At 73.7% G+C, this 22,404-nt stretch carries 18 protein-coding genes, 1 tRNA gene, 2 pseudogenes and 1 riboswitch; of the genes and pseudogenes, 7 read left to right on the top strand and 14 right to left on the bottom strand.

From position 1 onward, the window contains the following. Nucleotides 1-5: 5 nt before the first annotated feature. A pseudogene (locus ACY8FT_RS11765) lies at nt 6-149 on the top strand (ATP-binding cassette domain-containing protein); the annotation flags it as partial. An 89-nt stretch (nt 150-238) separates the two neighbouring features. Here ACY8FT_RS11765 and ACY8FT_RS11760 read toward each other — a convergent pair. Both ACY8FT_RS11760 and ACY8FT_RS11755 read right to left on the bottom strand, forming a co-directional pair. Further along, nucleotides 239-2,011: pseudogene (locus ACY8FT_RS11760) on the bottom strand (FAD-binding protein); the annotation flags it as partial. 7 nt (nt 2,012-2,018) lie between these two features. Next, complete coding sequence (locus ACY8FT_RS11755) at nt 2,019-3,275, bottom strand: MFS transporter (protein ID WP_462419072.1); 1,257 nt, start codon at nt 3,273-3,275, stop codon at nt 2,019-2,021. Between the two features lie 169 nt (nt 3,276-3,444). On the opposite strand from ACY8FT_RS11755, the gene ACY8FT_RS11750 reads away from it, so the two are divergent. After that, complete coding sequence (locus tag ACY8FT_RS11750; protein ID WP_462419071.1) at nt 3,445-3,741, top strand: ArsR/SmtB family transcription factor; 297 nt, start codon at nt 3,445-3,447, stop codon at nt 3,739-3,741. A gap of 256 nt (nt 3,742-3,997) precedes the next feature. Here the strand turns inward: ACY8FT_RS11750 and ACY8FT_RS11745 are convergent, their stop codons facing one another. The 4 genes from ACY8FT_RS11745 to ACY8FT_RS11730 form a co-directional block, all read right to left on the bottom strand. Beyond that, nucleotides 3,998-4,969, bottom strand: a complete 972-nt coding sequence (locus ACY8FT_RS11745; protein WP_462419070.1) for a type IV toxin-antitoxin system AbiEi family antitoxin domain-containing protein — start codon at nt 4,967-4,969, stop codon at nt 3,998-4,000. Between the two features lie 423 nt (nt 4,970-5,392). Continuing rightward, nucleotides 5,393-6,859 carry a glucose-6-phosphate dehydrogenase gene (locus tag ACY8FT_RS11740; RefSeq protein WP_462419069.1) on the bottom strand — a complete coding sequence of 489 codons (1,467 nt, stop codon included), beginning with the start codon at nt 6,857-6,859 and terminating at the stop codon, nt 5,393-5,395. 132 nt (nt 6,860-6,991) lie between these two features. After that, nucleotides 6,992-7,363, bottom strand: a complete 372-nt coding sequence (locus ACY8FT_RS11735; RefSeq protein ID WP_462419068.1) for a thioredoxin family protein — start codon at nt 7,361-7,363, stop codon at nt 6,992-6,994. Nucleotide 7,364: 1 nt separating this feature from the next. Further along, the gene (locus tag ACY8FT_RS11730) at nt 7,365-8,009 is read right to left on the bottom strand and encodes an MBL fold metallo-hydrolase (RefSeq protein ID WP_462419067.1); all 645 of its coding nucleotides are present in this window, start codon (nt 8,007-8,009) and stop codon (nt 7,365-7,367) included. A gap of 48 nt (nt 8,010-8,057) precedes the next feature. Between ACY8FT_RS11730 and ACY8FT_RS11725 the strand changes: the two genes are divergently transcribed. After that, complete coding sequence (locus ACY8FT_RS11725) at nt 8,058-8,705, top strand: SDR family oxidoreductase (RefSeq protein ID WP_462419066.1); 648 nt, start codon at nt 8,058-8,060, stop codon at nt 8,703-8,705. Then, a complete protein-coding gene (locus tag ACY8FT_RS11720; protein WP_462419065.1) occupies nt 8,702-9,769 on the top strand; it encodes an LLM class flavin-dependent oxidoreductase in 1,068 nt (355 codons plus the stop codon). Before ACY8FT_RS11725 ends, ACY8FT_RS11720 begins: the two co-directional genes overlap by 4 nt. A gap of 30 nt (nt 9,770-9,799) precedes the next feature. On the opposite strand, the gene ACY8FT_RS11715 is transcribed toward ACY8FT_RS11720, so the two are convergent. The 4 genes from ACY8FT_RS11715 to ACY8FT_RS11700 form a co-directional block, all read right to left on the bottom strand. Beyond that, a tRNA-Thr gene (locus ACY8FT_RS11715) sits at nt 9,800-9,875 on the bottom strand. A 133-nt stretch (nt 9,876-10,008) separates the two neighbouring features. Further along, entirely contained in the window at nt 10,009-10,788 is a 780-nt protein-coding gene (locus ACY8FT_RS11710; protein WP_462419064.1) for a transglycosylase family protein, read from the bottom strand. Nucleotides 10,789-11,145: 357 nt separating this feature from the next. Next, nucleotides 11,146-12,069, bottom strand: a complete 924-nt coding sequence (locus ACY8FT_RS11705; RefSeq protein WP_462419063.1) for a transglycosylase family protein — start codon at nt 12,067-12,069, stop codon at nt 11,146-11,148. A gap of 6 nt (nt 12,070-12,075) precedes the next feature. Further along, nucleotides 12,076-12,236, bottom strand: a riboswitch (cyclic di-AMP (ydaO/yuaA leader). 154 nt (nt 12,237-12,390) lie between these two features. Then, a complete protein-coding gene (locus tag ACY8FT_RS11700; protein WP_462419062.1) occupies nt 12,391-14,307 on the bottom strand; it encodes a serine/threonine-protein kinase in 1,917 nt (638 codons plus the stop codon). Between the two features lie 134 nt (nt 14,308-14,441). Here ACY8FT_RS11700 and ACY8FT_RS11695 point away from each other — a divergent pair, with 134 nt between their 5' ends. The 3 genes from ACY8FT_RS11695 to ACY8FT_RS11685 are packed head-to-tail and all read left to right on the top strand — an operon-like array spanning nt 14,442 to nt 18,060. Next, entirely contained in the window at nt 14,442-15,929 is a 1,488-nt protein-coding gene (locus ACY8FT_RS11695) for an alpha,alpha-trehalose-phosphate synthase (UDP-forming) (RefSeq protein WP_462419061.1), read from the top strand. Further along, nucleotides 15,929-16,762 (top strand): trehalose-phosphatase, encoded by an 834-nt coding sequence (gene otsB, locus ACY8FT_RS11690; RefSeq protein WP_462419060.1) that lies wholly within the window; start codon nt 15,929-15,931, stop codon nt 16,760-16,762. The genes ACY8FT_RS11695 and otsB overlap by 1 nt, the downstream gene beginning before the upstream one ends. A 44-nt stretch (nt 16,763-16,806) precedes the next feature. Then, nucleotides 16,807-18,060 (top strand): DUF4032 domain-containing protein, encoded by a 1,254-nt coding sequence (locus ACY8FT_RS11685; protein ID WP_462419059.1) that lies wholly within the window; start codon nt 16,807-16,809, stop codon nt 18,058-18,060. A gap of 9 nt (nt 18,061-18,069) precedes the next feature. On the opposite strand, the gene rlmB is transcribed toward ACY8FT_RS11685, so the two are convergent. Genes rlmB through ACY8FT_RS11665 form a run of 4 tightly spaced genes read right to left on the bottom strand, consistent with a single transcriptional unit; the run spans nt 18,070 to nt 22,329 of the window. After that, on the bottom strand, nt 18,070-19,038 hold the full coding sequence (gene rlmB / locus ACY8FT_RS11680) for a 23S rRNA (guanosine(2251)-2'-O)-methyltransferase RlmB (protein ID WP_462419058.1): 969 nt from the start codon (nt 19,036-19,038) through the stop codon (nt 18,070-18,072). 1 nt (nt 19,039) lies between these two features. After that, nucleotides 19,040-20,497, bottom strand: coding sequence for a cysteine--tRNA ligase (cysS, locus tag ACY8FT_RS11675; protein WP_462419057.1), 1,458 nt, complete (start codon nt 20,495-20,497; stop codon nt 19,040-19,042). A gap of 60 nt (nt 20,498-20,557) precedes the next feature. Further along, entirely contained in the window at nt 20,558-21,241 is a 684-nt protein-coding gene (locus ACY8FT_RS11670; RefSeq protein WP_462419056.1) for an MBL fold metallo-hydrolase, read from the bottom strand. After that, on the bottom strand, nt 21,241-22,329 hold the full coding sequence (locus ACY8FT_RS11665; protein ID WP_462419055.1) for an S-(hydroxymethyl)mycothiol dehydrogenase: 1,089 nt from the start codon (nt 22,327-22,329) through the stop codon (nt 21,241-21,243). The genes ACY8FT_RS11670 and ACY8FT_RS11665 overlap by 1 nt, the downstream gene beginning before the upstream one ends. Nucleotides 22,330-22,404 lie beyond the last annotated feature (75 nt).

Genomic DNA, 22,404 nt, shown 5'->3' with positions numbered 1-22,404 from the left:
CACCCGGCACCACCACCGCGGTCACCGGACCCAACGGTGCCGGCAAGTCCACGCTGTGCCGGGTGGTGGCGGGTCTGGTGACGCCGACCGCCGGCACCGTGGAGGTCGGTGGCGTGGCGCTGCGCCCCGGTGTGCCCGCGCCCGGCGTGGCGATGCTCTTCCAGTCCCCGCGCCGTTCGGTGAGCCCGCGCATGACGCTGCGGCAGGCCGTCGCCGAACCGCTGGAGCTGCGGGGCGCGGCCCGCCGCCCGGTGAACAGGCACCCGCCCAGGAAGGTGCCCTCCAGCGAGCGGTACCCGTGCACGCCACCGCCGCCGAAGCCACTGACCTCCCCCGCGGCGAACAGCCCCGGCACCGGGGCCCCGGCCTCGTCCAGCACCGCCCCGTCCAGCCGCGTGGCCAGCCCACCGAGCGTCTTGCGGCTCAGGATCCGCAGCCGCACCGCCATCAGCGGCCCGGCCCCCTCGTCCTCCAGCGCGTGCGGCGGCACCGTCCGGATCAGCTTGTCCCCCAGGTAGGTCCGCGCATCGCGGATCAGCCGCTGCTGCGGGTCCTCCGACCGCCCGCGGGCCGCCACCGCCTCGCGCACCGCGGCCCGGTCCAGCGGCCGGCCGCCCATCGTCTCCATCCGCTCCAGCAGCGTCTCCAGGTCCGGGGCCTCGATGACGTCCTCCCCCGCATCGATGAACGCCTGCACCGGCCCCGGCACGTCCGTGCGCACGCGCCCCAGTACCTGCCGCACGGACCTCCCGGTCAGGTCCGGGTTCTGCTCGCTGCCCGAGAGCGCGAACTCCTTGCCCACGATCCGCCGGTTGGTGATGAACCACGAGTGCTCCGCCCCGGTGGTCTGCAGGTGCTCCAGCGTGGCGAGGGTGTCGGTGCCCGGGAACAGCGGCGCCGGCAGCCGGTGCCCGTCGGCGTCGAGCCACAGCGAGCTCGGTCCGGGCAGGATGCGGATGCCGTGCCGGTGCCACACCTCCGCGGGGTTGCCCAGGCCCTCGGTGTAGGCCCACATGCGGTCGGTGTTCACCCACGCACCACCCGCCCGCGCCCCGAGCTCCAGCCCCGACCCGTCGACGTAGGCCGGCACCCCGTGCAGCAGGTCGGTCGGCAGGGTGCCCAGCCGCTCCGGCCAGGCGCGGCGCATCATCGCGTCGTTCCCGCCGATGCCGCCGGTGGCCAGCACCACGGCCGATGCGGTGAGCGTCACCTCGCCCACGGTGCGGGTCCCGCGCGCGATGCCGCGATCCCCCGTCGGGAGCGTGGGGCCGGCGTGAGCACCCGACGCGGCGTTCGTCCCCAGACGGGCGGCTGCCCCCTGGCTCGCGACCTCACCCGTACCCGCGTCTCCGCTCCTGCCCGCGCCCCCGGCATCACCCGCCCCGTCGACCTCCTCGAGCGCCTCGGCCCGCACGCCCACCACCCGGTCGCCCTCGCGGAGCAGCTCGGCCACCCGGTGTCCGGGCAGGTAGGTGGCCCGCCCCTCCTCGACGCCGCGGCGCAGGTCGTCGATGAACGGCGCACACAGCCCCGGCCCCGTCCCCCAGGTGATGTGGAAGCGCGGCACGCTGTTGCCCGGGCCGGTGTTCTCCACGCCCGGCCCGCGGTTGTCGCCGCGCTCGGCCCACCCGACCACGGGAAAGAAGCGGATGCCCTTGTCGGCCAGCCACTCCCGCTTGCCGCGATGCGCCCACTCGACATAGGCGCGCGCCCACTGGCGGCCCAGGTCGTCCTCGGCGCGGTCCCACCCGGCGGTGCGCTCCCAGTCGGCCCAGGCGAGCTCCAGCGAGTCGCGCACCCGCAGCCGCCGCTGCTGCGGGGAGTCCACCAGGAACAGCCCGCCGAAGGACCACCACGCCTGCCCACCGAGGTCGCTCTCCGGCTGGGCGTCCACCAGCGTGACGCGGCGGCCGGCGGCCAGCAGCTCCGAGGCGCACACGAGCCCGGCCAGACCGTGTCCGATGACGATCGCGTCGGCGCGCTCGGGCGTGGGGTCGGTGTGGCGGCTCATGCCCCCATCATGCCGCCGGGGTGGCCTCCCGCGTGGCCCGACGGGCGCGGGCCTCGGTGACCCCCATGGCCAGGGCGAGCGGCAGCAGCACCAGCGCCGCGGCCGCGAGCGCCCCGAAGCCCCCGGCCAGCCCCGTCACGGCCGCCAGCCCGCCGACGACGATGGAGCCGAGCCCCGTGCCGGCGTCGTAGCCGACGTTCCACACGGTCGAGGCGCCGCCCAGCCGGGCGGCACCGGCGCGGTCGACCATCAGCACGAAGGTGTCGTTCTGCAGCGCACCGAACCCGAGGCCGAACAGCGCGGCCCCGACGACGGCGGTGAAGTCGTTCGCCACGGCCCCGGCGAGCCCGCCCGGCAGCCAGCCGAGGTCGCCCGCCTCGGTCATGGCGCCGGCCATGAGGGCGGTGCCCAGCGCGCTGAGGGCGGTCATGGGCGCGAGCAGCGGCCCGACCCCGCGGCGGTCGCTCACCGCACCGGCCCAGGCGCGCCCCACCATCTGCCCGGCGGAGACGACCAGCAGCGCCCAGAAGACGGCGGTCGTGTTGCCGATGCCGAGGCCCAGGAAGGTGCCGACCGCGCCGTAGGCCAGCGAGGTCGCGAAGAGCACCACCGCGGGCATCTGCCAGGGGCGGCCGGGGCCGGTACCGGCCGGCACCGAGGCGGTCGAGTCCGGCGTGCCGGTGTCCGTCTGGCGCTGCCGGATGCGGGCCGCCAGGGGCGCCACGAGCACGGCGGCGGCGCCGGCCAGCAGGAAGACCGACGCCCAGCCGATGGAGCCGGTCAGCGGGATGCCGGCGGGCAGTGCCGGGATCTGCGCGGCGGCGAGCGAGACGCCGTACATGCCCACCGCACGGCCGCGCAGGTGCGGGGCGGTCAGCGAGGCCGAGAGCGCGGAGCCGGAGACGACCAGGGCACCGAAACCGACACCGCGGACGGCCTGGACGACGTAGACGGCCTCGACGGCGGTGGCCCAGGGCAGGACGAGGGCCGGCAGCCCCATGAGGAGGAGGCCGGCGACGTAGGGCACGACGAAGCCGAAGCGCCGCAGCACCCAGGGCATGCCGAACTGTCCGGCCACGCAGGCGGCCATCATGACGGTGGTGGTGGCGCCGACCCCGGCCTCCGAGGCGCCCAGGTGCTCCGCCCAGGCCGGCACGACGGGCAGCAGCAGCGCGAAGTTGACGAACGCGCCGACGATGCCGACCAGCATCAGGACGTAGGAGCGGGTGAACAGCCTGTCGCGGGTGGTGTCGGGGTCCAGCACCCCGGCAGGCTACCCGGGACCGGTGACACGGGGACGGGCGCGTGGCTCGCCCTCCGCCACCGGTGACGGCGACGCGCCCGGTCGGCCGCCGCGCACCACGCCGGCGACCGGTACCGCTGACGCGCCCGGCCGGCCGCCGCGCACCGCGCCGGTGTGGCAGCCTGCGGACATGGCCGAGGACCGTCACCTGCAGTGGGCACAGCGTTTCGACCTGCTGGGCGACCCCACGCGGCTGCGTCTGCTCGACCGCATGCACCACCACCCGGGCTCCAGCGTCGCCGAGCTCGCGGAGACCGCCGGCATCAGCCAGGCGACGGCCTCGCAGGCACTGCGCACCCTGCGGACCGAGGGCTGGGTCGAGGCCACCCGCGACGGTCGGTCGATGCGCTACCGGCTCGTGGATGCCACGGCCCACCGGTTGCTCCACGTCATGGGCGCGGACCATCCGCCCGGCGAGGTCGACTGAGCGGCCCTCCCGCCCGGCCAGTTCGGCTGAGCAGGTCCTCGCCTGCCTGACCGCCGCGGCCGGGCCCTGACCGAGTCCCCCTACCCCGGGGTTGATCACGTTGGCCCGGGTCAGCTCCGTGTACTTCAGGAACAACCCCCGGCCAACCGGACCAACCCCCGACCAAGCGCACCCGCCCCGCGTCGCGCCAACCACGCACCCGCCCCGCGGCGCGGCGGCCCTGTGCCAGGGCCCTTCGTCCCGATACCCCCGCCGGTCACGCCACCCGCCGGCCGGGCCGCGATCCCCGCGCCCGCCGGACGGCCTCCTCCACCATCTGCCGCACCTTCTCCGGCTCCGACAGGTCCGACCACACCAGCCGCACGACCTCGTAGCCGGCGCGCTGCATCGCCAGGTCGCGTCCCTTGTCCTCGACCGCCAGCCGCCCGTGCTCGCGGTACTTCACCATCCCGTCGAACTCGATGACGACGCGCTCCCCCTCCATCACGAAGTCCGCCCGCCCCAGCCACACGCCCTCGGGGCCGACGACGTCCACCTGCGAACGCACCGCGAAGCCCAGACGACGCAGCACCAAACGGGTACGCGTCTCGCCGGGGGACTCGGTCGCCCCGTCCACCAGACGCAGCGCCGCGGCGGCCCGCGCGTGCACGGGGTGGAAGCGACACCGTGCCAGCAGCTCCGACAGGCCCTCGAAGGTGACGAGCCCTCCGTGCACCGCCGCGTCCATCACGACCACCCCGGCCTCGAGGCCGTGCCGATCCACCACCCCGAGCGCCGCGTGCGCGGCAGGCACCGCCGGCACGCCCCGGAGGAGGACCGGCTCCACCCCCGGGTAGGCGCGGTAGACCGAGTAGGTGCGGCGTCGTCGGTTCTGGCCGCCGTCGGTGCGGCTCCCCTGCACCACCGGAGGGAACACGAGGAGCGGCAGCCCGTGCAGCAGCGCAGCCGAGGCGTGGCTCACCGCCGTCCCGTCCGCCCAAGTGCGCGCGATCGCCGTGGCGCGCAGGGCATGACGCTCCCGCTTGTCCGCCCTCGCCCACCGCGCACCCTCGACGTACGCCCCACGACTCACCCGGACGAGCGCGCCCTTCCGCACCAGCGCCGTGGCGCGCTGCTGCCCGATGCCGCACCCGCGCACCTCGTCCCAGCGCGCCGCCCCGTGCTGCGCGGCCAGCAGGGTCCAGAGCTCCTCGGGCAGGTCGGGGACGGGCTGGGATGCAGCGGTCATGGCCGCATCGTGACGGCACCACGCGGATCCGCGTCGGGCACCGTCCACAGGGGCGGCTCCGGCCCGAGCGACGCAGAGGTGTCCGGTGCCGGCCCCACACCGAGACGACGCAGGCCCGCACCCGGACGCCATTCGCTCCGGCCCCGGCGACGCAGGCCCCGCACCGTACGGTCACGCCTCGTGGGGCACGGTCCTCCACACCGGGGGTTGAGCACGTTGGCCCGGGTCGGCTCCGCGTGCTTCAGGAGCACACCCGGGACAACCGGACCAACCCCCGACCAACGTGCTCAAGCCCCGGCCAAGCGGACCGCCCCCGGCCCAGCACACCCGACCCCTGGGCCCGACTGCGGCCCCAGCCGCCGCGCTCAAGCGACCGACCGGCCCCGGTCCCGCGCCGCGCACCGAACGCCCCGCCGCACCCCCTCAGCGCGCGAGCGCGGCCGGGTCCACCGCCCAGCCGTCCGGCCCCGAGGAGCCGGCCGCGTACTCCTCCAGCGGCACGTCACCGGCCTTCCACGCGGCCAGCACCTGGTCGACGAGCTGCCACGACTGCACCGCGGTGTCCCCGCGCACGGTCAGCAGCGGGTCGCCGTCCAGGATGCCGCCGAGCACCTCCCCGTACGGCAGCAGCTCCGGGTCGCCCACGGTCGTGGACAGCACCTTCTGCTCGATCTTCGTCGGGTCGGTGGAGTTCATCGTCAGGTGCAGCTCCACCGGCCCCGGCTTCAGGCTCACCACCAGCTGGTCCGGCCCCTGCCGCCCGTGCAGCCCCTGCGGCAGGTGCCGCACGTCGCGGAAGGTGATCCGCACCTCCTTGGCTTTCTCCCCCAGCGCCTTGCCGCTGCGCAGCACGAAGGGCACCCCGGTCCACCGGTTGGTCCGCACCTCGACCACCATCTGCGCGAGCGTCTCGGTCTCCCGCGAGGGGTCCACCCCCTCCTCGGCGGTGTAGTCCGGGATCTCCCGCCCGTCGATCGTCCCGGCCGTGTAGCGCGCCCGCCGGGTCGCCACCGTCGCGTCGTCGTCCCACAGCCGCGTCGCGTTGAGCACGTGCGCCTTGAGGTCGCGCAGCTCGTCGGCGTCGATGCGGGCGGGCGGCTCCATCGCCACGATCGCCAGCACCTGCAGCAGGTGGCTCTGGTGCATGTCGCGCAGCGCGCCGGCCTTGTCGTAGTACCCGGCCCGGCCCTCCAGCGCGAGGTCCTCGTCGTAGGTGATCTCCACCATCGCGATGTCCTCGGCGTTCCACACCTTCTCCAGCACCCGGTTGGAGAAGCGCATGCCGATGAAGTTCAGCAGCGTCGCCACACCCAGGAAGTGGTCCACCCGGAAGATCTGGTTCTCCGGCACCAGCCGCAGCAGCCGCGCGTTGAACTCCCGGGCGCTCTGGGCCCCCTCGCCGAAGGGCTTCTCCAGCGCCAGCCGCAGGTCCTCCGGCAGGTCGGCACCCTCGAGCTTCTCGCAGGCCGCCATGGTCACCGCCGGCGGCAGCGCGAAGTACAGCACCACCGCACCGGAGAGCCCACCGACGAAGTCCGCCAGCTGCGTGCCCTCCAGCAGGTCCACCTGCTCGAAGCGCGTCGCCCCCAGCACCCGCTCCAGCGTCTCCTCGGGCACCCCCTCGTCGGCGAAGCGCTCGCGCACCAGCTGGTTCCACTCCTCGCCCATGTCCTCCCGGTCCACCCCGACGAGGGTGAGCCCCCGCTCGGGCTGGGCCTCCAGCAGCGTCCCGATGCCGGGCAGCAGCAACCGCTGGGTCAGGTCACCGGAGGCGCCGAGGATGACCAGCGTCACCGGCCCCTCGGGGCGGGGCGCGTCCGGGGTGCCTCCCGACTCGGCGGACTGCTGGGCGGGGACGTCCTGGGCCTGCGTGTCCTGCGCTGCGCTCATGCGGCCACTGTGCCACGGTCGAAGGACCCGACGCGCGCCAGCGCGGGCTCGGCCCAGCGGGCCAGGACGGGGCCCACCAGCGTCAGCAGGATGACGTAGGCGGTCGCGCCCGGTCCCGCGACTCCTCATGCCTCATGTGTTCAACATCCGGCGCCGCAGCTCGCGGGCGGGCACCGGCCCGTCGATGCGGTCGACGGTCACCCCGTCGCGGAGGGCCACCACGGTGGGCACCGTGTGCACGGACCAGGCGGTCGACAGCGCCGGGACCTCCTGGGTGTCGACCACCGTGAACACCCGGTCGCCGCCCGAGAACTCGTCCGCGACCTGCGCGAAGACCGGCTCGAAGACCGAGCAACTGCCGCACCAGGACCCGGTGAAGCAGACCACCACGGTCCGCCCCGGCGCCGCCATCAGCGCCGCGAGCTCATCGACGGTCCCCAGCCGCCGGACCTCCGGGAGCGACCCGGCCCCCGCCCGATCGCCCCCGGCAGGACGGTCCGTCACCTCACCAGCCCCGCTCGGCCCACTCGCGCAGGTGCGGCCGCTCGAAGCCCAGGGTGGTCGGCTCCCCGTGGCCGGGGTGCACGTGGGAGGCGTCGTCGAAGACGTCGAACAGCCGCCCGCTCACGTCCGAGAGCAGCTGCCGGAAGTCCTCGTCCCCGGAGGTCTTGCCCACGCCGCCGGGGAAGAGCGAGTCGCCCGTGAACAGGTGGGTCTGCCCGCCGTCGACCAGCACCAGGGCGACCGACCCCGGCGTGTGGCCGCGCAGCGGGATCACCTGCAGCTCGATGTCCTCGACCTGCACGGCCTGACCGTCCTCCAGCGGCTGGACGGCCCCGGCCTCGAGCCCGGCCTGCTCCTCGATGGCTGCTGCGTCGGCCTCCCCGCCGTAGAGGTCCACCCCGTCCCCGGCCATCGCGGCCAGGGCACGCACGTGGTCCCAGTGACGGTGGGTGGTCACGATCGCGCGCAGGTCCGGCTCCCCCTGCGCGGCCTCGGCGAGCAGACCCCTCAGCGCGTCGGGGTCGTCCGCGGCGTCGACGAGCACCTGCGCACCGGTGGCCCGTGAGGTGAGCACGTAGCAGCGGTTGTCCATCTCCGAGACGCTGGTGCGGTGGACGGTCACGGTGGGCAGATCGGCGATGAGCATGCCCCCCAGTGTGCCCAATCGGGGCCCCGCTGCGAGAGGGTGGAGGGCATGGCACGCATTCTGATCATCGGTGGACACGGCAAGATCGCGCTGCAGGCTGCCCGTCTGCTCGCCGACCGCGGGGACGAGGTCACCAGCGTCATCCGCAAGCCCGAGCAGGTCGACGACGTGAGGGCCACCGGCGCCCAGCCGCTGGTCCTCGACGTCGAGCACGCCCAGCACACAGAGCTCGTGCAGGCGATGCGCGGGCAGGACGCGATCGTGTGGTCGGCCGGCGCGGGTGGCGGTAACCTGGCCCGCACCTACGCGGTGGACCAGGCCGCCGCCATCGCCTCCATGAAGGCCGCCCGGGACGCCGGCGTTCCCCGCTACGTGATGGTGAGCTTCTTCGGCGCCGACCTGGACCACCCGCTGCCCTTCGACATGGGCTTCTTCCACTACGCCCAGGCCAAGGCCGTCGCGGACGCGTTCCTGCGCGAGTCGAGCCTCGCGTGGACGATCCTCGCGCCGAGCCGGCTCACCGAGGACGCGGGCACCGGCTCCGTCGACACCACGGCCCGGGAGGCCACGCAGGTGCCCCGCGCGGACGTCGCGGCGGTCATCGCCCACGTGCTCGGCGAGGGCTCCCACGCGGCCCTGCGCCGCACGATCACCCTCAACGAGGGCCGGACGCCGATCGCCGAGGCCATCGCATGAGCGACCGCACCGACCACCGCTCCCCCGCGGAGGCGGTCCCGGAGCGTGGCTCGGGCCGGGTGCCGCTGTCGGTCCTCGACCTCGTCCCGCGCTCGGAGGGCATGGCCCCGGCCGACGCCATCGAGGCCTCCCGGACCTACGCACAGCGGCTGGACGATCTGGGCTACCACCGCCTGTGGGTGGCCGAGCACCACAACACGACGACCTTCATGTCCTCGGCCACGGCGCTGCTGATCGGGCACCTCGGGCAGGGCACCCAGCGCATCCGGCTCGGCTCCGGCGGCGTGATGCTGCCGAACCACTCGCCGCTCATGGTGGCCGAGTACTACGGCACGCTGGCCACGCTCTTCCCCGACCGCATCGACCTGGGCATGGGGCGTGCTCCGGGCACCGACCCGATGACGGCCGCCGCGCTGGCCCGTCGCTCGGCGGAGCTGCAGGACATCGCGCACGACGTGGCGCAGCTGGCGCAGTGGTTCGGCGACGAGCCGGAGGCGGCCGTCGGGCAGGTCCGCGCCGTGCCGGGCGGCGGCACCGGGGTGCCGTTGTGGATGCTCGGCAGCTCCACCGGTGGCGCCATGGTGGCCGCGGCCCTCGGGCTGCCCTTCTCGTTCGCCAGCCACTTCGCCCCGGCGCAGCTGGAGCAGGCGCTGGAGGTCTACCGGCGCCAGTTCGACCCCGACGCGCCCACGGCCCAGGTGGACCGCCCCCACGTGATGGCGGGCATGAACGCCCTCGTGGCTCCCACCGAGGAGGAGGCCCGCTACCTGTTCACCACCTCGCAGCAGCTGGCCGCGGGCATCCGCTCCGGACGGCCCGCCCCGCTGCAGCCGCCGGTGGAGGACATCGACCGGGTGGTGCCGCAGGACCTGCTGCAGCTGGCCGACGGGCACGGCATCCGCATGGTCGGCGACCCGCAGCAGGTCACCGAGCGGCTCGAGGCGTTCGTGGACCGGTACCAGCTCGACGAGGTGATCACGACGACGTACACCCACGACCCCGCGATGCGCGTCCGCTCGGCCGAGCTGCTGGCCGACGCGTGGGGTCTTCCGCAGGTGGGGTGACGCGGGTCCGGTCACCCCACCTGCGCGTCGTGGAGCCCCCGACAGGAGTCGAACCCGCGACCTGCTGTTTACAAGACAGCTGCTCTACCAACTGAGCTACAGGGGCCTGTGCGCGCACAGTCTAGGCGCCAGCCCACCGCCGGGCCCCGCCCCGGCACGACGGAGGGCCCGCCCCCGTGCCGGGGCGGGCCCTCCGTCGTGCGCCTGCGCGATCGAGACGGATCACGCGATGGGGTCGATCAGGCCGCGAAGGAGTGCCAGAAGTAGCCGCGGTCGGTCTTCACCCAGCCGTTGGGCAGCTGGGTGCCCTCGACGGTCGTCCCCACGGCGTAGCGCCCCACGATGTCGTGCGAAAGGCCCGCACCGGAGCGGACGTTCACCGAACGCTCGATGGTGAAGGACTCCGTGGTGGGGGCCTCCGAGTCGGTGGTGCCGAACGAGTGCCAGAAGTACTTGCCCTCGGTGGTCTTGACCCAGCCGTTGTCCAGCTTGGTGCCCTCGACCTTGGTCCCAGGGTGCAGCTTGCCGACGGCCTCGTGGTTCGTGCCCGGGCCGACGCGGTAGTTCACCCGGTCGGTGATGGTCCACTCCACCGGCTGCGGCTCGGGGTCGGGGTCCGTGTCACCGTCGTCCGGCATGGCGTCGCGGTCCGCGCCGCCGTTATCCATGGTGAGGCCGGCCTTGACGGAGCACACCGGCCAGGCACCCGGGCCCTGCGCGGCCAACAGCCGGCGTGCGGCGGCGATCTGCTCGGACTTGCTCGCCAGGTCGGCGCGCGGGGCGAACGCCAGACCGCCGACACCGGCCCAGGACACTTGGTGGAACTGGACGCCTCCGTAGAAGCCGTTGCCGGTGTTGATGGACCAGTTGCCGTTGGACTCGCACTGTGCGACGCGGTCCCACACGGCGGGCTCGTAGGCGGCCTGGGCGGGGGTCGCGGCCAGGCCCGTGGCCACGAGGGACCCGGTCAGGCCGGCGACGGCCGTGCCGCCCTTGGCGAGGGAAGAGTGCTGGGACATGCAGGTTCCTTCCTGGAGACTCCGCCCTCGGGCGCGTGACGCCGTGCGTCCCGCCACCTGCCGGTGAACTCCACGTCGGGCCACGGACCGGACGGTCGGCGGCCACGGGAGACTCTCCCGAGCTCACCATGGCCCGGCGGACCGGCAGGGCGTGCCCGTGGTGAGCGGGGCGGCGGACACGCGCGGTGATGTGTGTGAGGGAGGCACCCGCTCTGGAGGGGACGAGCGCCGGTGACAGAGTAGCGAGACCCGGACCTCCGTCAATCCCTGTCCACAGACACGAGGACCCCCGCACCACCTCGGGTGGTGCGGGGGTCCTCGTCAGGCAACCGACGCGCAGGGCGTCAGCGGCTCAGCTCAGTTGGCGAAGGTGTGCCAGAAGTAGCCGCGGTCGGTCTTGACCCAGCCGCTCTCGAGCTTCACGCCCTCGACGGTGGAACCGGCCTTGTAGACACCGATCGGGTCGTTGTCCATGCCCTCGGACGGACGGACGTTCACACCGTGGTTGATGGTGAAGGTCTGGGTCTCGGCCTCCTGCTCGGTGCCGAAGGTGTGCCAGAAGTAGCCGCGGTCGGTCTTGACCCAGCCGCTCTCCAGCTTCTCGCCCTCGATGGTGGTGCCGGCCTCGAGCAGGCCCTTCGGGGTGTTGTCCATGCCGGCGGCCGGGCGCAGGTTCACACCGCGGTCGATGGTCCAGGTGGTGGCCTCGGAGGTCTCGGCCGGCTTCTCAGCGGTCTTCTCGGCCGGCGCCGGGGTGGTCACCGGCTGCGAGACCGGGGCGGGCTCCGGCTTGGGCTCGGGCTTCGGCTCCGGCTTGGGGGCGGGCTCCGGCTTGGGCTCCGGCTTCGGCTCGGGCTTCGGCTCCGGGGTCGGAGCAGCGTCGCCGGGCATCGCGTTGACGTCGGCGCCACCGTTGGCGGAGGTCAGACCGGCCTCGACCGAGCACAGCGGCCAGGCGCCGGGGCCCTGCATGGCGAGCAGGCGACGGGCAGCGGCGATCTGCTCGGACTTGGACGCGAGGTCGGCGCGCGGGGCGAACTCGAGGCCGCCGACACCGGCCCAGGACTGGTTGGTGAACTGGACACCACCGAAGAAGCCGTTGCCGGTGTTGATGGACCAGTTGCCATTGGACTCGCACTGGGCAACGCGGTCCCAGACGGAGGCGTCGTAGGAGCCGGCGGCGTTGGCCGGGGCGGCGGCAGCGAAGCCGGTGACGATGAACGCGCCGGAGACGCCGGCGGCGCCGAGGGCGCGGGAGGACATGGAGGGGAAACGGGACATGGGGATCCTTCCTGACTGCACCGCCGGTGGAGTGAGCTGTCGGGTTCGGAACGTCAGGTGTCCCGGCCTCCGTCAGGAGGCTTCACCCCGAGCGGGGACGAACCCCGCGTATTACGTGGGTCCCCCACACCCGCCATGCCCCAGGGCTTTCCTGGCAGAGCACATCCGTGGCGGGTTTGGGCGGCGGATGCGCGATCGAAGTACTGAGTGACTGATCTGGAGTTGTCAGCGCCGACACGGAAGGTCGGCACGGGCGTAGACAATAGTCATCCAGGTGCCGAGGTCAAACCACGGTAGGAGGTCGGGGTGTCCCACCGACCCTCATCGCCCTAGGGGTGACAGGGTTGTCGGCCACCCGTGTGAAAGACCCCACACGACCGTCGCAGCCGTCACCGCGAGCAGAACGAGCGTGACCAGCACCTCGATCACGGTGCGGCGCAACGGGGGTTCCAGCACCAGCCGGGTCCCGCGCCTCAGCGAGGCGCTGTCGACCCCCCACCAGAGCGCCAGCACGACGACGAAGGCGGCCGTCCCCCAGGCCAGGGCGTTGTCCAGGCCGGTGAGCGTGCCGTCGAAGGACGCGAGGGGCCGGTGGCCCAGGCCGAGGTCGACCAGCACCACCGCGGCGGCCCCCAGCAGCGCCGGGGCGATGAGCGACGCCGCCCCCCGCAGGAGCGCCGTGACCAAGTGCCACGGGCTCCCCAGCGCGATGCGCCAGGCATCACCGGATCGCCGCCCCCGGGCGAAGAGGCGGTGCAGGTGGCTCATGGCCGCGTGGTCGGCCCAGCGCACCAGCAGCACCCACACGGCCACGACCACGCCGGCCGCCACGGGCCAGACCATGGCCAGGGCGATGACCCACAGGGAACCGGCCACGACCACCCACGGGTGGCGCGGCTGCCGGGTCCGCGGGTCGTACGGGTGCAGCCGAGGGGTCCTCACCGGCCCGGCGGGGTGGGCACCGGCCTGCGGGAAGCCCCCCGGCGGGAAGCCGCCCTGCGGCCAGGCGGGGGCACCAGAGGCTCCACCCGGGTGGGGCGGCTGGTGGGGCACGTACTGGGCGGCGGGCTGCTGCACGGACGGGGTCTGGGGCGCGTGCTGCGGCACCGGGGCCCGGAGACCGGGCGGGAACTGGCCGGCGGGCGGCTGGTGGGCGTCGACCGGCTGCTGCGCCGAGTGCGCCGACGGCCACGGGGCGGAGGGCTCCTGCTCACGGACCTGCCCCGCCGGCTGGTCGCGGTGCTGCGCCGGGGGCTGCAGGAATCCCATCTCCCCCCGGGACATCCGCTTGCGGGGAATGGCCCGGGTGGGCTGACGCTCGATCGGCTGGGTCGCCCGGCCCCCCGCGGCCGCCCCGGCGTCGCCGGAGGACACCTGCAGGGGCTGGGTCGCGTCGTCGTCCTCGGTCTGGACCGCCAGCCGCTGGGTGCGCTTGCGCGCCGGCAGCTCGCCACCGCCGTTCTCCACGACCGCCCGCACGTCCGCCGCGGTGGGACGGGCGGCCGGGTCCACCGCCAGGCAGGCCTCGGCCAGCGGCCGCCACGCGTCGTCCATGGACCGCAGGTCGTGCTCGCCCCGGCGGATGCGGGAGAGCACCACCTCGTTCGGCCCGCCACCGAAGGGGTTGCGGCCGGTGGAGGCGAAGGCCAGCACCGCACCGAGCCCCCACCAGTCGGTCGCGACCGTCGGCTCGGCCCCGATGACGAGCTCCGGGGCGAGGTAGCCGGGTGTGCCCATGACCATGCCGGTGGCGGTCAGTCGGCTCTCGTCGCCGATGTGAGCGATCCCGAAGTCGATGATGACCGGCTCGCCCGTCGGCATGACCATGACGTTGCCGGGCTTCAGGTCCCGGTGCACGACGCCCGCCGAGTGGATCCCCCGCAGCGCCTCGTGCACGCCGGCGGTGAACCGGTGCAGGGCGTCCCCGTCGAGGGGACCGTGGGCCGCCACGTGCTCGTCCAGCGGCAGACCGGGGACGAACTCGGTGACGACGTACGGCGTGGGGCCGTCCACGTCGGCGTCCAGGAAGCTGGCCACCCGCGGGTGCCGCACCCGGGCGAGCGTGGAGACCTCGCGCTCCAGCCGCTCCCGCGAGCCGCCGTCGAAGGCGATGTGGGGGTGGAGCACCTTGACGGCCACCTCGCGCCCGGCCTCGTCCAGCGCACGGTGAACGGTCCCCATCCCGCCCTGACCGAGCCGCTCCTGCAACCGGTACGGGCCGACCTCCGTCATCTCCATGCCACGAGGGTAAGAGCCGCCCCCGCCGGTGGCCCTGCAACCTGCGGCGGACCGCCGCGTCGGGCGTTTGCGACCCCCTGCGCCCTGTGGTGGGGTGAGCGCGAGGGGCGGCGTCGCCCCACCGGGAGGATGACGTGAGCGAGCCCAGCACAGACACCTTCGAGTTCGTGGTGGTGGCCAACCGCCTGCCGGTGGACCGGGTGGTGGACGACGACGGCACGACGCAGTGGCGCACCTCCCCCGGCGGCCTGGTCACGGCCATGGAGGCCGTGATGCGCGTGACCGACGGCGCCTGGGTGGGCTGGGCCGGCGAGGCCGGTGAGGCCCCCGAGCCGTTCGAGGACAACGACATCCACCTGCACCCGGTGCCGCTCTCCGCCGCGGAGGTCCGCAGCTACTACGAGGGCTTCTGCAACGAGACGATCTGGCCGATCTACCACGACGTGATCGTCTCGGCGACCTTCCACCGCGAGTGGTGGCACACCTACCGCGAGGTCAACGAGCGCTTCGCCCGCGCGGCGGCCGAGGTGTCGGCCCCCGGTGCGACCGTGTGGGTGCAGGACTACCAGCTGCAGCTCGTCCCCCACCTGCTGCGCGACTTGCGCCCGGACCTGCGCATCGGCTGGTTCAACCACATCCCCTTCCCCCCGGTGGAGCTCTTCTCGCAGCTCCCGTGGCGGATGGAGATCCTCCGGGGTCTGCTGGGGGCGGACTTCCTGGGCTTCCAGCGCGCCGACGACGCCGCCAACTTCCGCCGCTCGGCAGCGCGTCTGGCCGGGGTCACCCTCGAGGGCGACGTGCTCACCCTCTCCGCTGAGGAGGGGCGTAGGGTGCGGGCGGCCGAGGTGCCCATCAGCGTCGACTCGCGCCAGCTGGACCAGATGGTCCGCACCGAGGCGGTCCAGCAGCGGGCGGCCGAGCTGCGGCGCTCCCTGGGTGCCCCGGAGACCCTCATCCTGGGCGTCGACCGGCTCGACTACACCAAGGGCATCCGCCATCGCCTCAAGGCCTACGGCGAGCTGCTGGCGGACGGGAGCGTCGCACCTCCGAGCACGACCTTCGTGCAGATCGCGACCCCCAGCCGCGAGCGCGTCGAGGCCTATCGCAACCTGCGGGAGCAGGTGGAGGGGACGGTCGGGCACCTCAACGGTGACCACTCGACGCTGGGCGCCCCGGCCATCCACTACATCCACCGCTCCCACCCGCGACAGGACATGGCTGCCCTCTTCCTGGCCGCCGACGTGATGCTGGTGACCCCCCTGCGCGACGGCATGAACCTGGTGGCCAAGGAGTACGTCGCCTGCCAGGTGGACGGCGGCGGCACGCTGGTGCTCAGCGAGTTCACCGGCGCCGCGGAGGAGCTCAGCGACGCCTACCTGTGCAACCCGCACGACATCGAGGGGCTGAAGCAGACGCTGCTGCGGGCGATCACCGACGACGACGCCGAGAAGCGCCGCCGCATGGGGGCCCTGCGGGCGGTGGTGATGGAGAAGGACGTGCACACCTGGAGCCGGGAGTTCCTCCGCAGCCTGGAGCACGCCCCCGAGCACCCGCCGATCGGGGACCCCGACCCGCAGGTGATGACCGACGGCCCGGACGACCCTCCGGGCGAGGGCGCCTGATGCAGGACGAGACCACCCTCCCGGCCCCCGACCAGCGGCACCTCGCCGGGGCCCCGTGGCTGGTCGTCGCCACCGACTTCGACGGCACGCTGGCCCCCTTCGAGGACGACCCGATGGCCGTGGTGCCCGCCCCACGGGCCGTCGCGGCCCTGCGTCGGCTCGCGGCGCTGCCCACCACGGAGGTCGTGCTCGTCAGCGGCCGCGACGTGCAGACCCTCCACCAGCTCAGCGGACTGGGCCCGCAGGAGGGGGTGTCCCTGCTCGGCTCACACGGCGGGCAGCAGTGGCAGGTCGGTCACGAGGCCCCCGCCGGGCTCGACGAGGACGAGGCCGCCCAGCGGGAGATGCTCATCACGGGCGGCCGCGGGCTGGTCGAGGAGCTCCCCGGGACCTCCCTGGAGGTGAAGTTCGCCGGGGTCGTCGTGCACACGCGGCAAGCCACGCAGGAGGTGGCGCTCGAGGCCCGGGCGGCGGTCCGTCGCCTCGCCCGCCGCTGCGGCGTCGAGCCGATGGTGGGCAAGAACGTGCTGGAGATGAGCGTGCTGCGCACCACCAAGGGAGAGGCGCTGCGCCGGCTCATCGACTCCTTGGGCGAGGACCGCCACCACCGGCGCGAGCACCGCGAGCGCACTCCCGGGCACACGCTCTGGTTCGCGGGCGACGACGTCACGGACGAGACGGTCTTCCGCGCCTTCGAGGACGAGGCCGCCGCTGTGCTCGTGAAGGTCGGCGAGGGTGCCACCGCCGCCACCTCCCGCGTCGACGGCATCGACGACGTCGCGCGCCTGCTCTCGGAGCTGGCCGACCTGCGCGAGGGCGACACCCCGGTCTGAGGCCGCACCGAGCCTCCATGCGGGGGGAGGAGCAGACTGGGTACATGGCCCTGGACATCACCGCCGCCCGCCCCCGGCCGGGGCTGTTCACCCTGCCGTGGAGCACCCGGTTGGAGGACTGGCCGCCGGAGCTCGTGGCGGCACTGCCGCGCGGCATCTCCCGGCACGTGGTGCGCTTCGTGGAGGTGGACGGGGAGATCCTCGCGGTCAAGGAGATCACCGAGCGCCTGGCACGCAAGGAGTACCGGCTGCTCCACGTGCTGGACCGGCTGGACCAGCCGGCGGTCGACCCGGTCGCCGTGGTGGCCGGGCGGGTCGACGCGGAGGGGAACCCGCTGGACGCCTGCCTGGTGACCCAGCACCTCCCCTACTCCCTGCCCTACCGGGCGCTGTTCAGCCAGAGCCTGCGCCACCCGACGGCCGTCAAGCTCATCGATGCCCTGGCGGTGCTGCTCACGCGGGTGCACATGGCCGGGATGTTCTGGGGCGACGTGTCCCTCTCGAACACGCTGTTCCGCCGCGACGCCGGGGAGTTCGCCGCCTACGTGGTGGACGTGGAGACCGCGGAGATGCACAACGAGCTGACCGACGGGCAGCGCGAGCACGACCTGTACCTGGCCCACGGGAACGTCGCCGGGGAGCTGCTGGACCTGATCGGCGGCGGGCTGCTGCCCCCGGAGACCGACCCGGTGGCCACCGCCGACCGGCTGCAGGAGCGCTACGAGCTGCTGTGGGTCGAGCTGACGCAGACCGAGGAGATCCCCGCCGACCAGCACTGGCGCATCGCCGAGCGCATCACGGCCCTGAACCAGCTGGGCTTCGACGTGGGCGAGCTCGAGGTGAGCACGGACATCGAGGGCAGCCGACTGCGCATCCAGCCGAAGATCGTCGACGCGGGCCACCACAGCCGGCGGCTGATGCGGCTGACCGGGCTGGACGTCGAGGAGAACCAGGCCCGGCGGCTGCTCAACGACCTGGACTCGTTCGCGGCCTCGCAGGGCCGGCAGGCGGACGACGAGACGCTCGTGGCCCACGACTGGCTCACCCGCATCTACGAGCCCATCACCCGGACCGTCCCGGTCGAGCTCCGGGGCAGGCTGGAGCCCGCCGAGCTGTTCCACGAGGTGCTGGAGCACCGCTGGTACCTCTCGGAGCAGCAGGGACGTGCGCTGACGATCGAGGAGACGATCGGGGACTACGTGGAGCAGGTGCTCCCCCGGAAGCGGCACGAGGAGGTCCTGCTCGCCCCGCGCGACGCGACCTCGCCGGAGACCCTCGACCAGCCGCCGGGGCCCTGAGCGCGGACCTCAGCCCTGCTGGCGGGCCCTCTCGCGAGCGATCTCGTAGAGCGTCACCGCGGCCGCGGTCCCGGCGTTCAGCGACTCGGTGAGCCCCGACATCGGGATGTTCACGATCTGGTCGCAGTGCTCGCGGGTGAGGCGGGACAGCCCCTTGCCCTCCGAGCCCACGACGACCACCAGCGGGTCCGGGGCGAGCGGCAGGCCGGGCAGGTCCACGTCACCGTCGGCGTCGAGCCCGACCACGAAGACACCCTGCCCACGCAGCTCCTGCAGGGCCCGGTTCAGGTTGGTGACCCGGGCCACGGGCAGCCGGGCGGCCGCACCGGCCGAGGTGCGCCAGGCCGCGGCCGTGACCCCGGCCGAGCGGCGCTCGGGGATGATCAGGCCGTGCGCGCCGAAGGCCGCCGCCGAACGGATGATCGCCCCCAGGTTGCGCGGGTCGGTGATGCCGTCGAGGGCCACGAACAGCGGCGTCACCTCGGCAGTGGCGTCCAGCAGGTCCGCCAGGTCCGGGTACTCGTATGGCGGCACCTGCAGGACCAGGCCCTGGTGCACCTCGCCGTCGGTGAGGCGGTCCAGATCCGGGCGCCCGGCCTCCAGGAGCGGCAGCCCCTGCTCGGAGGCCAGCCGCAGCGCCTCCTTCACCCGGTCGTCGGACTCCATGCTGGCCGCGACGTACAGGTGGGTGGCGGGCACCCCGGTGCGCAGCGCCTCGAGCACCGCGTTGCGACCGATGACGAGCTCGGTGGAGTCCTTGCCGCTGCGGGCCTTCGAGGATCGGGACGGACGCTGCCCGCCGGATGCCTTCTCCGCCCGCCGGGCCCGCTTGGCCGCCGGGTGGTAGGCGCGGTCCTCGGCGCGGGGCGTCGGGCCCTTGCCCTGCAGCCCCCTGCGGCGGTGGCCGCCCGAGCCCACCTGCATGCCCTTCTTGCTGTCCTTGCGCACCGCTCCGCGGCGGGAGGAATTGCCTCGCACGTCAGGCCTCCGTCGTGTTCGTCAGGTCCCAGACGGCCCCGTCGGGGCCGTCGGTGACGGTGATGCCGAGCTCGGCGAGCTGGTCGCGGATGGCGTCCGCGGTCGCGTAGTCCTTGGCGGCCTTGGCGGCGGCCCGTGCCTCGAGCCGCTCGGTCACCAGGCCGTCCAGCGCCCGCCGGGCCGCGGAGTCGTCCGCGGCGCCCCCGTCCGACCACCACGGGTCGAGCGGGTCGAGCCCCAGCACGTCGAGCATGGCCACGACGGTCACGGCGGCGGCACCGGCCGCCTCCCCCGTCAGCGAGCCGTCCGCCAGGCCGCTGTTCCCCCGGCGCACGTGGTCGAAGACCACCGCCAGCGCTGCCGACACGTTCACGTCGTCGTCCATGGCGGCGACGAAGTCCTCCGGCAGCTCGCTCGTGCCGGCCCGCTCGCGCGCGGCGCCGGCCTCGAGCCCGGCGAGCTCGAGCGCGCGGCGGAGGAAGCCCTCGACGCGCTCCACCTGCGCCGTCGCCTCGGTCAGCGAGTTCGGGGTGTACTCGAGCGCCGAGCGGTAGTGCACCGTCGCCAGCAGCCAGCGGACGGCCAGCGGCCGGTAGGTCTTGGTCAGCTCGTGGACGGTGAGCGTGTTGCCGATCGACTTGCTCATCTTCTCGCCACCGGTGGTGAGCATGCCGTTGTGCAGCCAGAAGTTCGTGAAGCCGAAGCCCGCGGCCCGCGACTGGGCCTGCTCGTTCTCGTGGTGCGGGAAGCGCAGGTCGTTGCCCCCGCCGTGGATGTCGAACTCCTCGCCCAGCCAGCGCCAAGCCATGGCCGAGCACTCGAGGTGCCAGCCGGGGCGGCCACGACCCCACGGGGTGGGCCAGGTGGCGGTGTGCGGCTCGTCCGGCTTGGCGCCCTTCCACAGCGCGAAGTCGCGCGGGTCCCGCTTGCCGCGCGGGTCGGCGTCGGCGGCCGGGGCCATGTCGTCGATCTGCTGGCGGGTGAGCTCGCCGTAGGCGGGCCAAGAGCGGACGTCGAAGTAGACGTCCCCTGAGCCGTCGGTCGCCGGGTACGCGTGCCCGCGCTCGATGAGGCGCTCCATGAGCTCCACCATGTCCGGCACGTGCCCGGTCGCCCGCGGCTCGTAGGAGGGCGGCCGCACCCCGATGGTCTCCAGCGCCGCGGTCGTCTCCCGCTCGTAGCGCTGGCTCCACTCGTTCCACGGGACGTCGTGCTCGGCGGACTTGACGAGGATCTTGTCGTCGATGTCCGTCACGTTCCGGACGAGCGTCACCTGCAGCCCGTGCCCGCGCTCCATCCAGCGCCGCAGCACGTCGAAGGCCACGGCGAAGCGCAGGTGGCCGATGTGCGGGCTGGTCTGGGTGGTGAGCCCGCAGATGTAGATGCTCGCCCGTCCGGGAACACGCGGGACGAAGTCCCGGACCTCGCGGGTGGCCGAGTCGTGGAGTCTGAGAGTCACGGGGGCGAGTCTACGAGGCCCGCCCCCGCGGGGACCGCGTGCAGGGACGTGGCGCCCGCCTCAGTGACCGCGGTCGATCCACTCCTGCCGGTGCGGCGCCTCGTCACCGATGGTGGTGGGGTCGCCGTGACCGGTCAGGACCTTCGTGTCCTGCGGGAGGACGAGCAGCTGCTCGGTGATCGACCGGATGATCTGGTCGAAGTCCGAGAAGCTGCGCCCGGTGGCACCGGGGCCGCCCTGGAAGAGGGTGTCGCCGCTGAAGAGGATGCCGAGCGCGGGCACGTAGAAGCAGACCGACCCGGGGCTGTGGCCCGGGGTGTGCAGCACCTCCATCTCCACCCCCGCGACCGTGATCCGCTGCCCGTGGGCGAGCTCCTCGTCCGGGGCCACCGGGTAGACCGCGTCCCACAGCATCCGGTCGGCCAGGTGCAGGCGGGTCGGCGCCCACTTGTCACCCGTCACCTCACCGGTCGCGTTGATGTGGTCGTTGTGCGCGTGGGTGTGCAGGGCCGCACGGAGCGTGCGCTTGCCGACGGCCTGCAGGATCGGCTCGCCGTCGTGACCCGGGTCGATCACCACGCACTCCTCGGCGTCACCGAGGAGCCACACGTTGTTCTCGACCTCCCACGACCCACCGTCGAGCTCGAAGGAGCCGGAGGTGAGCACGCGCTCCACCCGGACCCCTTCGATCTGGCGGGGCGTGGCCACGCGCTGCGCGACCGGCTGGTTGTTCTCGGGGCTCATCAGGAAACCTCCACCACGGACCGCAGCACGTCGCCGCGGTGCATCTTGTCGAAGGCCTCCTCGACCTGCTCCATCCCGATGCGCTCGGAGACGAAGGCGTCCAGGTCGAGCCGGCCCTGCTCGTACAGGTCGACCAGCATCGGGAAGTCCCGGCTGGGCAGGCAGTCGCCGTACCAGCTGGACTTCAGGGCACCACCCCGGCCGAACACCTCCAGCAGCGGCAGCGTGATCTCCATGTCCGGCGTCGGCACCCCCACCAGGACCACCGTACCGGCGAGGTCCCGCGCGTAGAACGCCTGCTCGTAGGTCTCCGGGCGCCCGACGGCCTCGACCACGACGTCCGCGCCGAAGCCGCCGGTCAGCTCGCGGATCGCCTCGACGACGTCGCCGTCGGCGGGGTCGACCGTGTGGGTCGCCCCCATCTGCCGGGCCTTCTCCAGCTTGCGCGGGTCCTTGTCGACGGCGATCACGGTGGTGGCACCGGCGACGACGGCCCCGGCCAGGGCCGCCATGCCGACCCCGCCGCAGCCGATGACGGCGAAGGAGTCACCGCGCTTCACGCCCCCGGTGTTCACCGCGGCACCGAAGCCGGCCATGACGCCGCAGCCCAGCAGGCCGGTCGCCGCCGCGTCCGCGTCCGGGTCGACCCTGGTGCACTGGCCCGCGTGCACGAGCGTCTTCTCCGCGAAGGCGCCGATGCCCAGCGCCGGCTCCAGCTCGGTGCCGTCGGTCAGGGTCATCTTCTGCGCGGCGTTGTGTGTGTCGAAGCAGTACCAGGGCTCGCCGCGGGAGCAGGCCCGGCAGGTGCCGCACACCGCACGCCAGTTGAGGACCACGGTGTCCCCCGCCTCGAGGTCCGACACCCCCTCGCCGACGGCCTCGACCACACCGTTCGCCTCGTGCCCGAGGAGGAAGGGGTAGTCGTCGCTGATGCCACCCTCCCGGTAGTGCAGATCGGTGTGGCACACCCCGCAGGTGCGGATGCGGACCACCGCCTCGCCCGGCCCGGGGTCGGGGACCACGACGTCCACCACCTCCACCGGGGCCTGCTTGCTGCGGGCGATGATGCCCTTGACGGTGCTCGGCACGGTGCCTCCTGGGATGGTCGGGTGGCCCGGGGTCGGGTCCCTGGTCGGTACCCCCCCACGCTATCGGCCACCCCC

Source organism: Kytococcus sp. Marseille-QA3725, assembly GCF_054950055.1.
The sequence above is the reverse complement of the archived record's forward strand: the minus strand, read 5'-3'. Positions and strand labels throughout refer to the sequence as shown.

Excerpts from the sequence above, each read along its gene's own strand:
- ACY8FT_RS11750 (WP_462419071.1), top strand. The coding sequence starts at position 3,445 with ATGGCCGAGGACCGTCACCTGCAGTGGGCACAGCGTTTCGACCTGCTG.
- ACY8FT_RS11745 (WP_462419070.1), bottom strand. The coding sequence starts at position 4,969 with ATGACCGCTGCATCCCAGCCCGTCCCCGACCTGCCCGAGGAGCTCTGG.
- ACY8FT_RS11740 (WP_462419069.1), bottom strand. The coding sequence starts at position 6,859 with ATGAGCGCAGCGCAGGACACGCAGGCCCAGGACGTCCCCGCCCAGCAG.
- ACY8FT_RS11730 (WP_462419067.1), bottom strand. The coding sequence starts at position 8,009 with ATGCTCATCGCCGATCTGCCCACCGTGACCGTCCACCGCACCAGCGTC.
- ACY8FT_RS11725 (WP_462419066.1), top strand. The coding sequence starts at position 8,058 with ATGGCACGCATTCTGATCATCGGTGGACACGGCAAGATCGCGCTGCAG.
- ACY8FT_RS11720 (WP_462419065.1), top strand. The coding sequence starts at position 8,702 with ATGAGCGACCGCACCGACCACCGCTCCCCCGCGGAGGCGGTCCCGGAG.
- ACY8FT_RS11710 (WP_462419064.1), bottom strand. The coding sequence starts at position 10,788 with ATGTCCCAGCACTCTTCCCTCGCCAAGGGCGGCACGGCCGTCGCCGGC.
- ACY8FT_RS11705 (WP_462419063.1), bottom strand. The coding sequence starts at position 12,069 with ATGTCCCGTTTCCCCTCCATGTCCTCCCGCGCCCTCGGCGCCGCCGGC.
- ACY8FT_RS11700 (WP_462419062.1), bottom strand. The coding sequence starts at position 14,307 with ATGGAGATGACGGAGGTCGGCCCGTACCGGTTGCAGGAGCGGCTCGGT.
- otsB (WP_462419060.1), top strand. The coding sequence starts at position 15,929 with ATGCAGGACGAGACCACCCTCCCGGCCCCCGACCAGCGGCACCTCGCC.
- ACY8FT_RS11685 (WP_462419059.1), top strand. The coding sequence starts at position 16,807 with ATGGCCCTGGACATCACCGCCGCCCGCCCCCGGCCGGGGCTGTTCACC.
- ACY8FT_RS11670 (WP_462419056.1), bottom strand. The coding sequence starts at position 21,241 with ATGAGCCCCGAGAACAACCAGCCGGTCGCGCAGCGCGTGGCCACGCCC.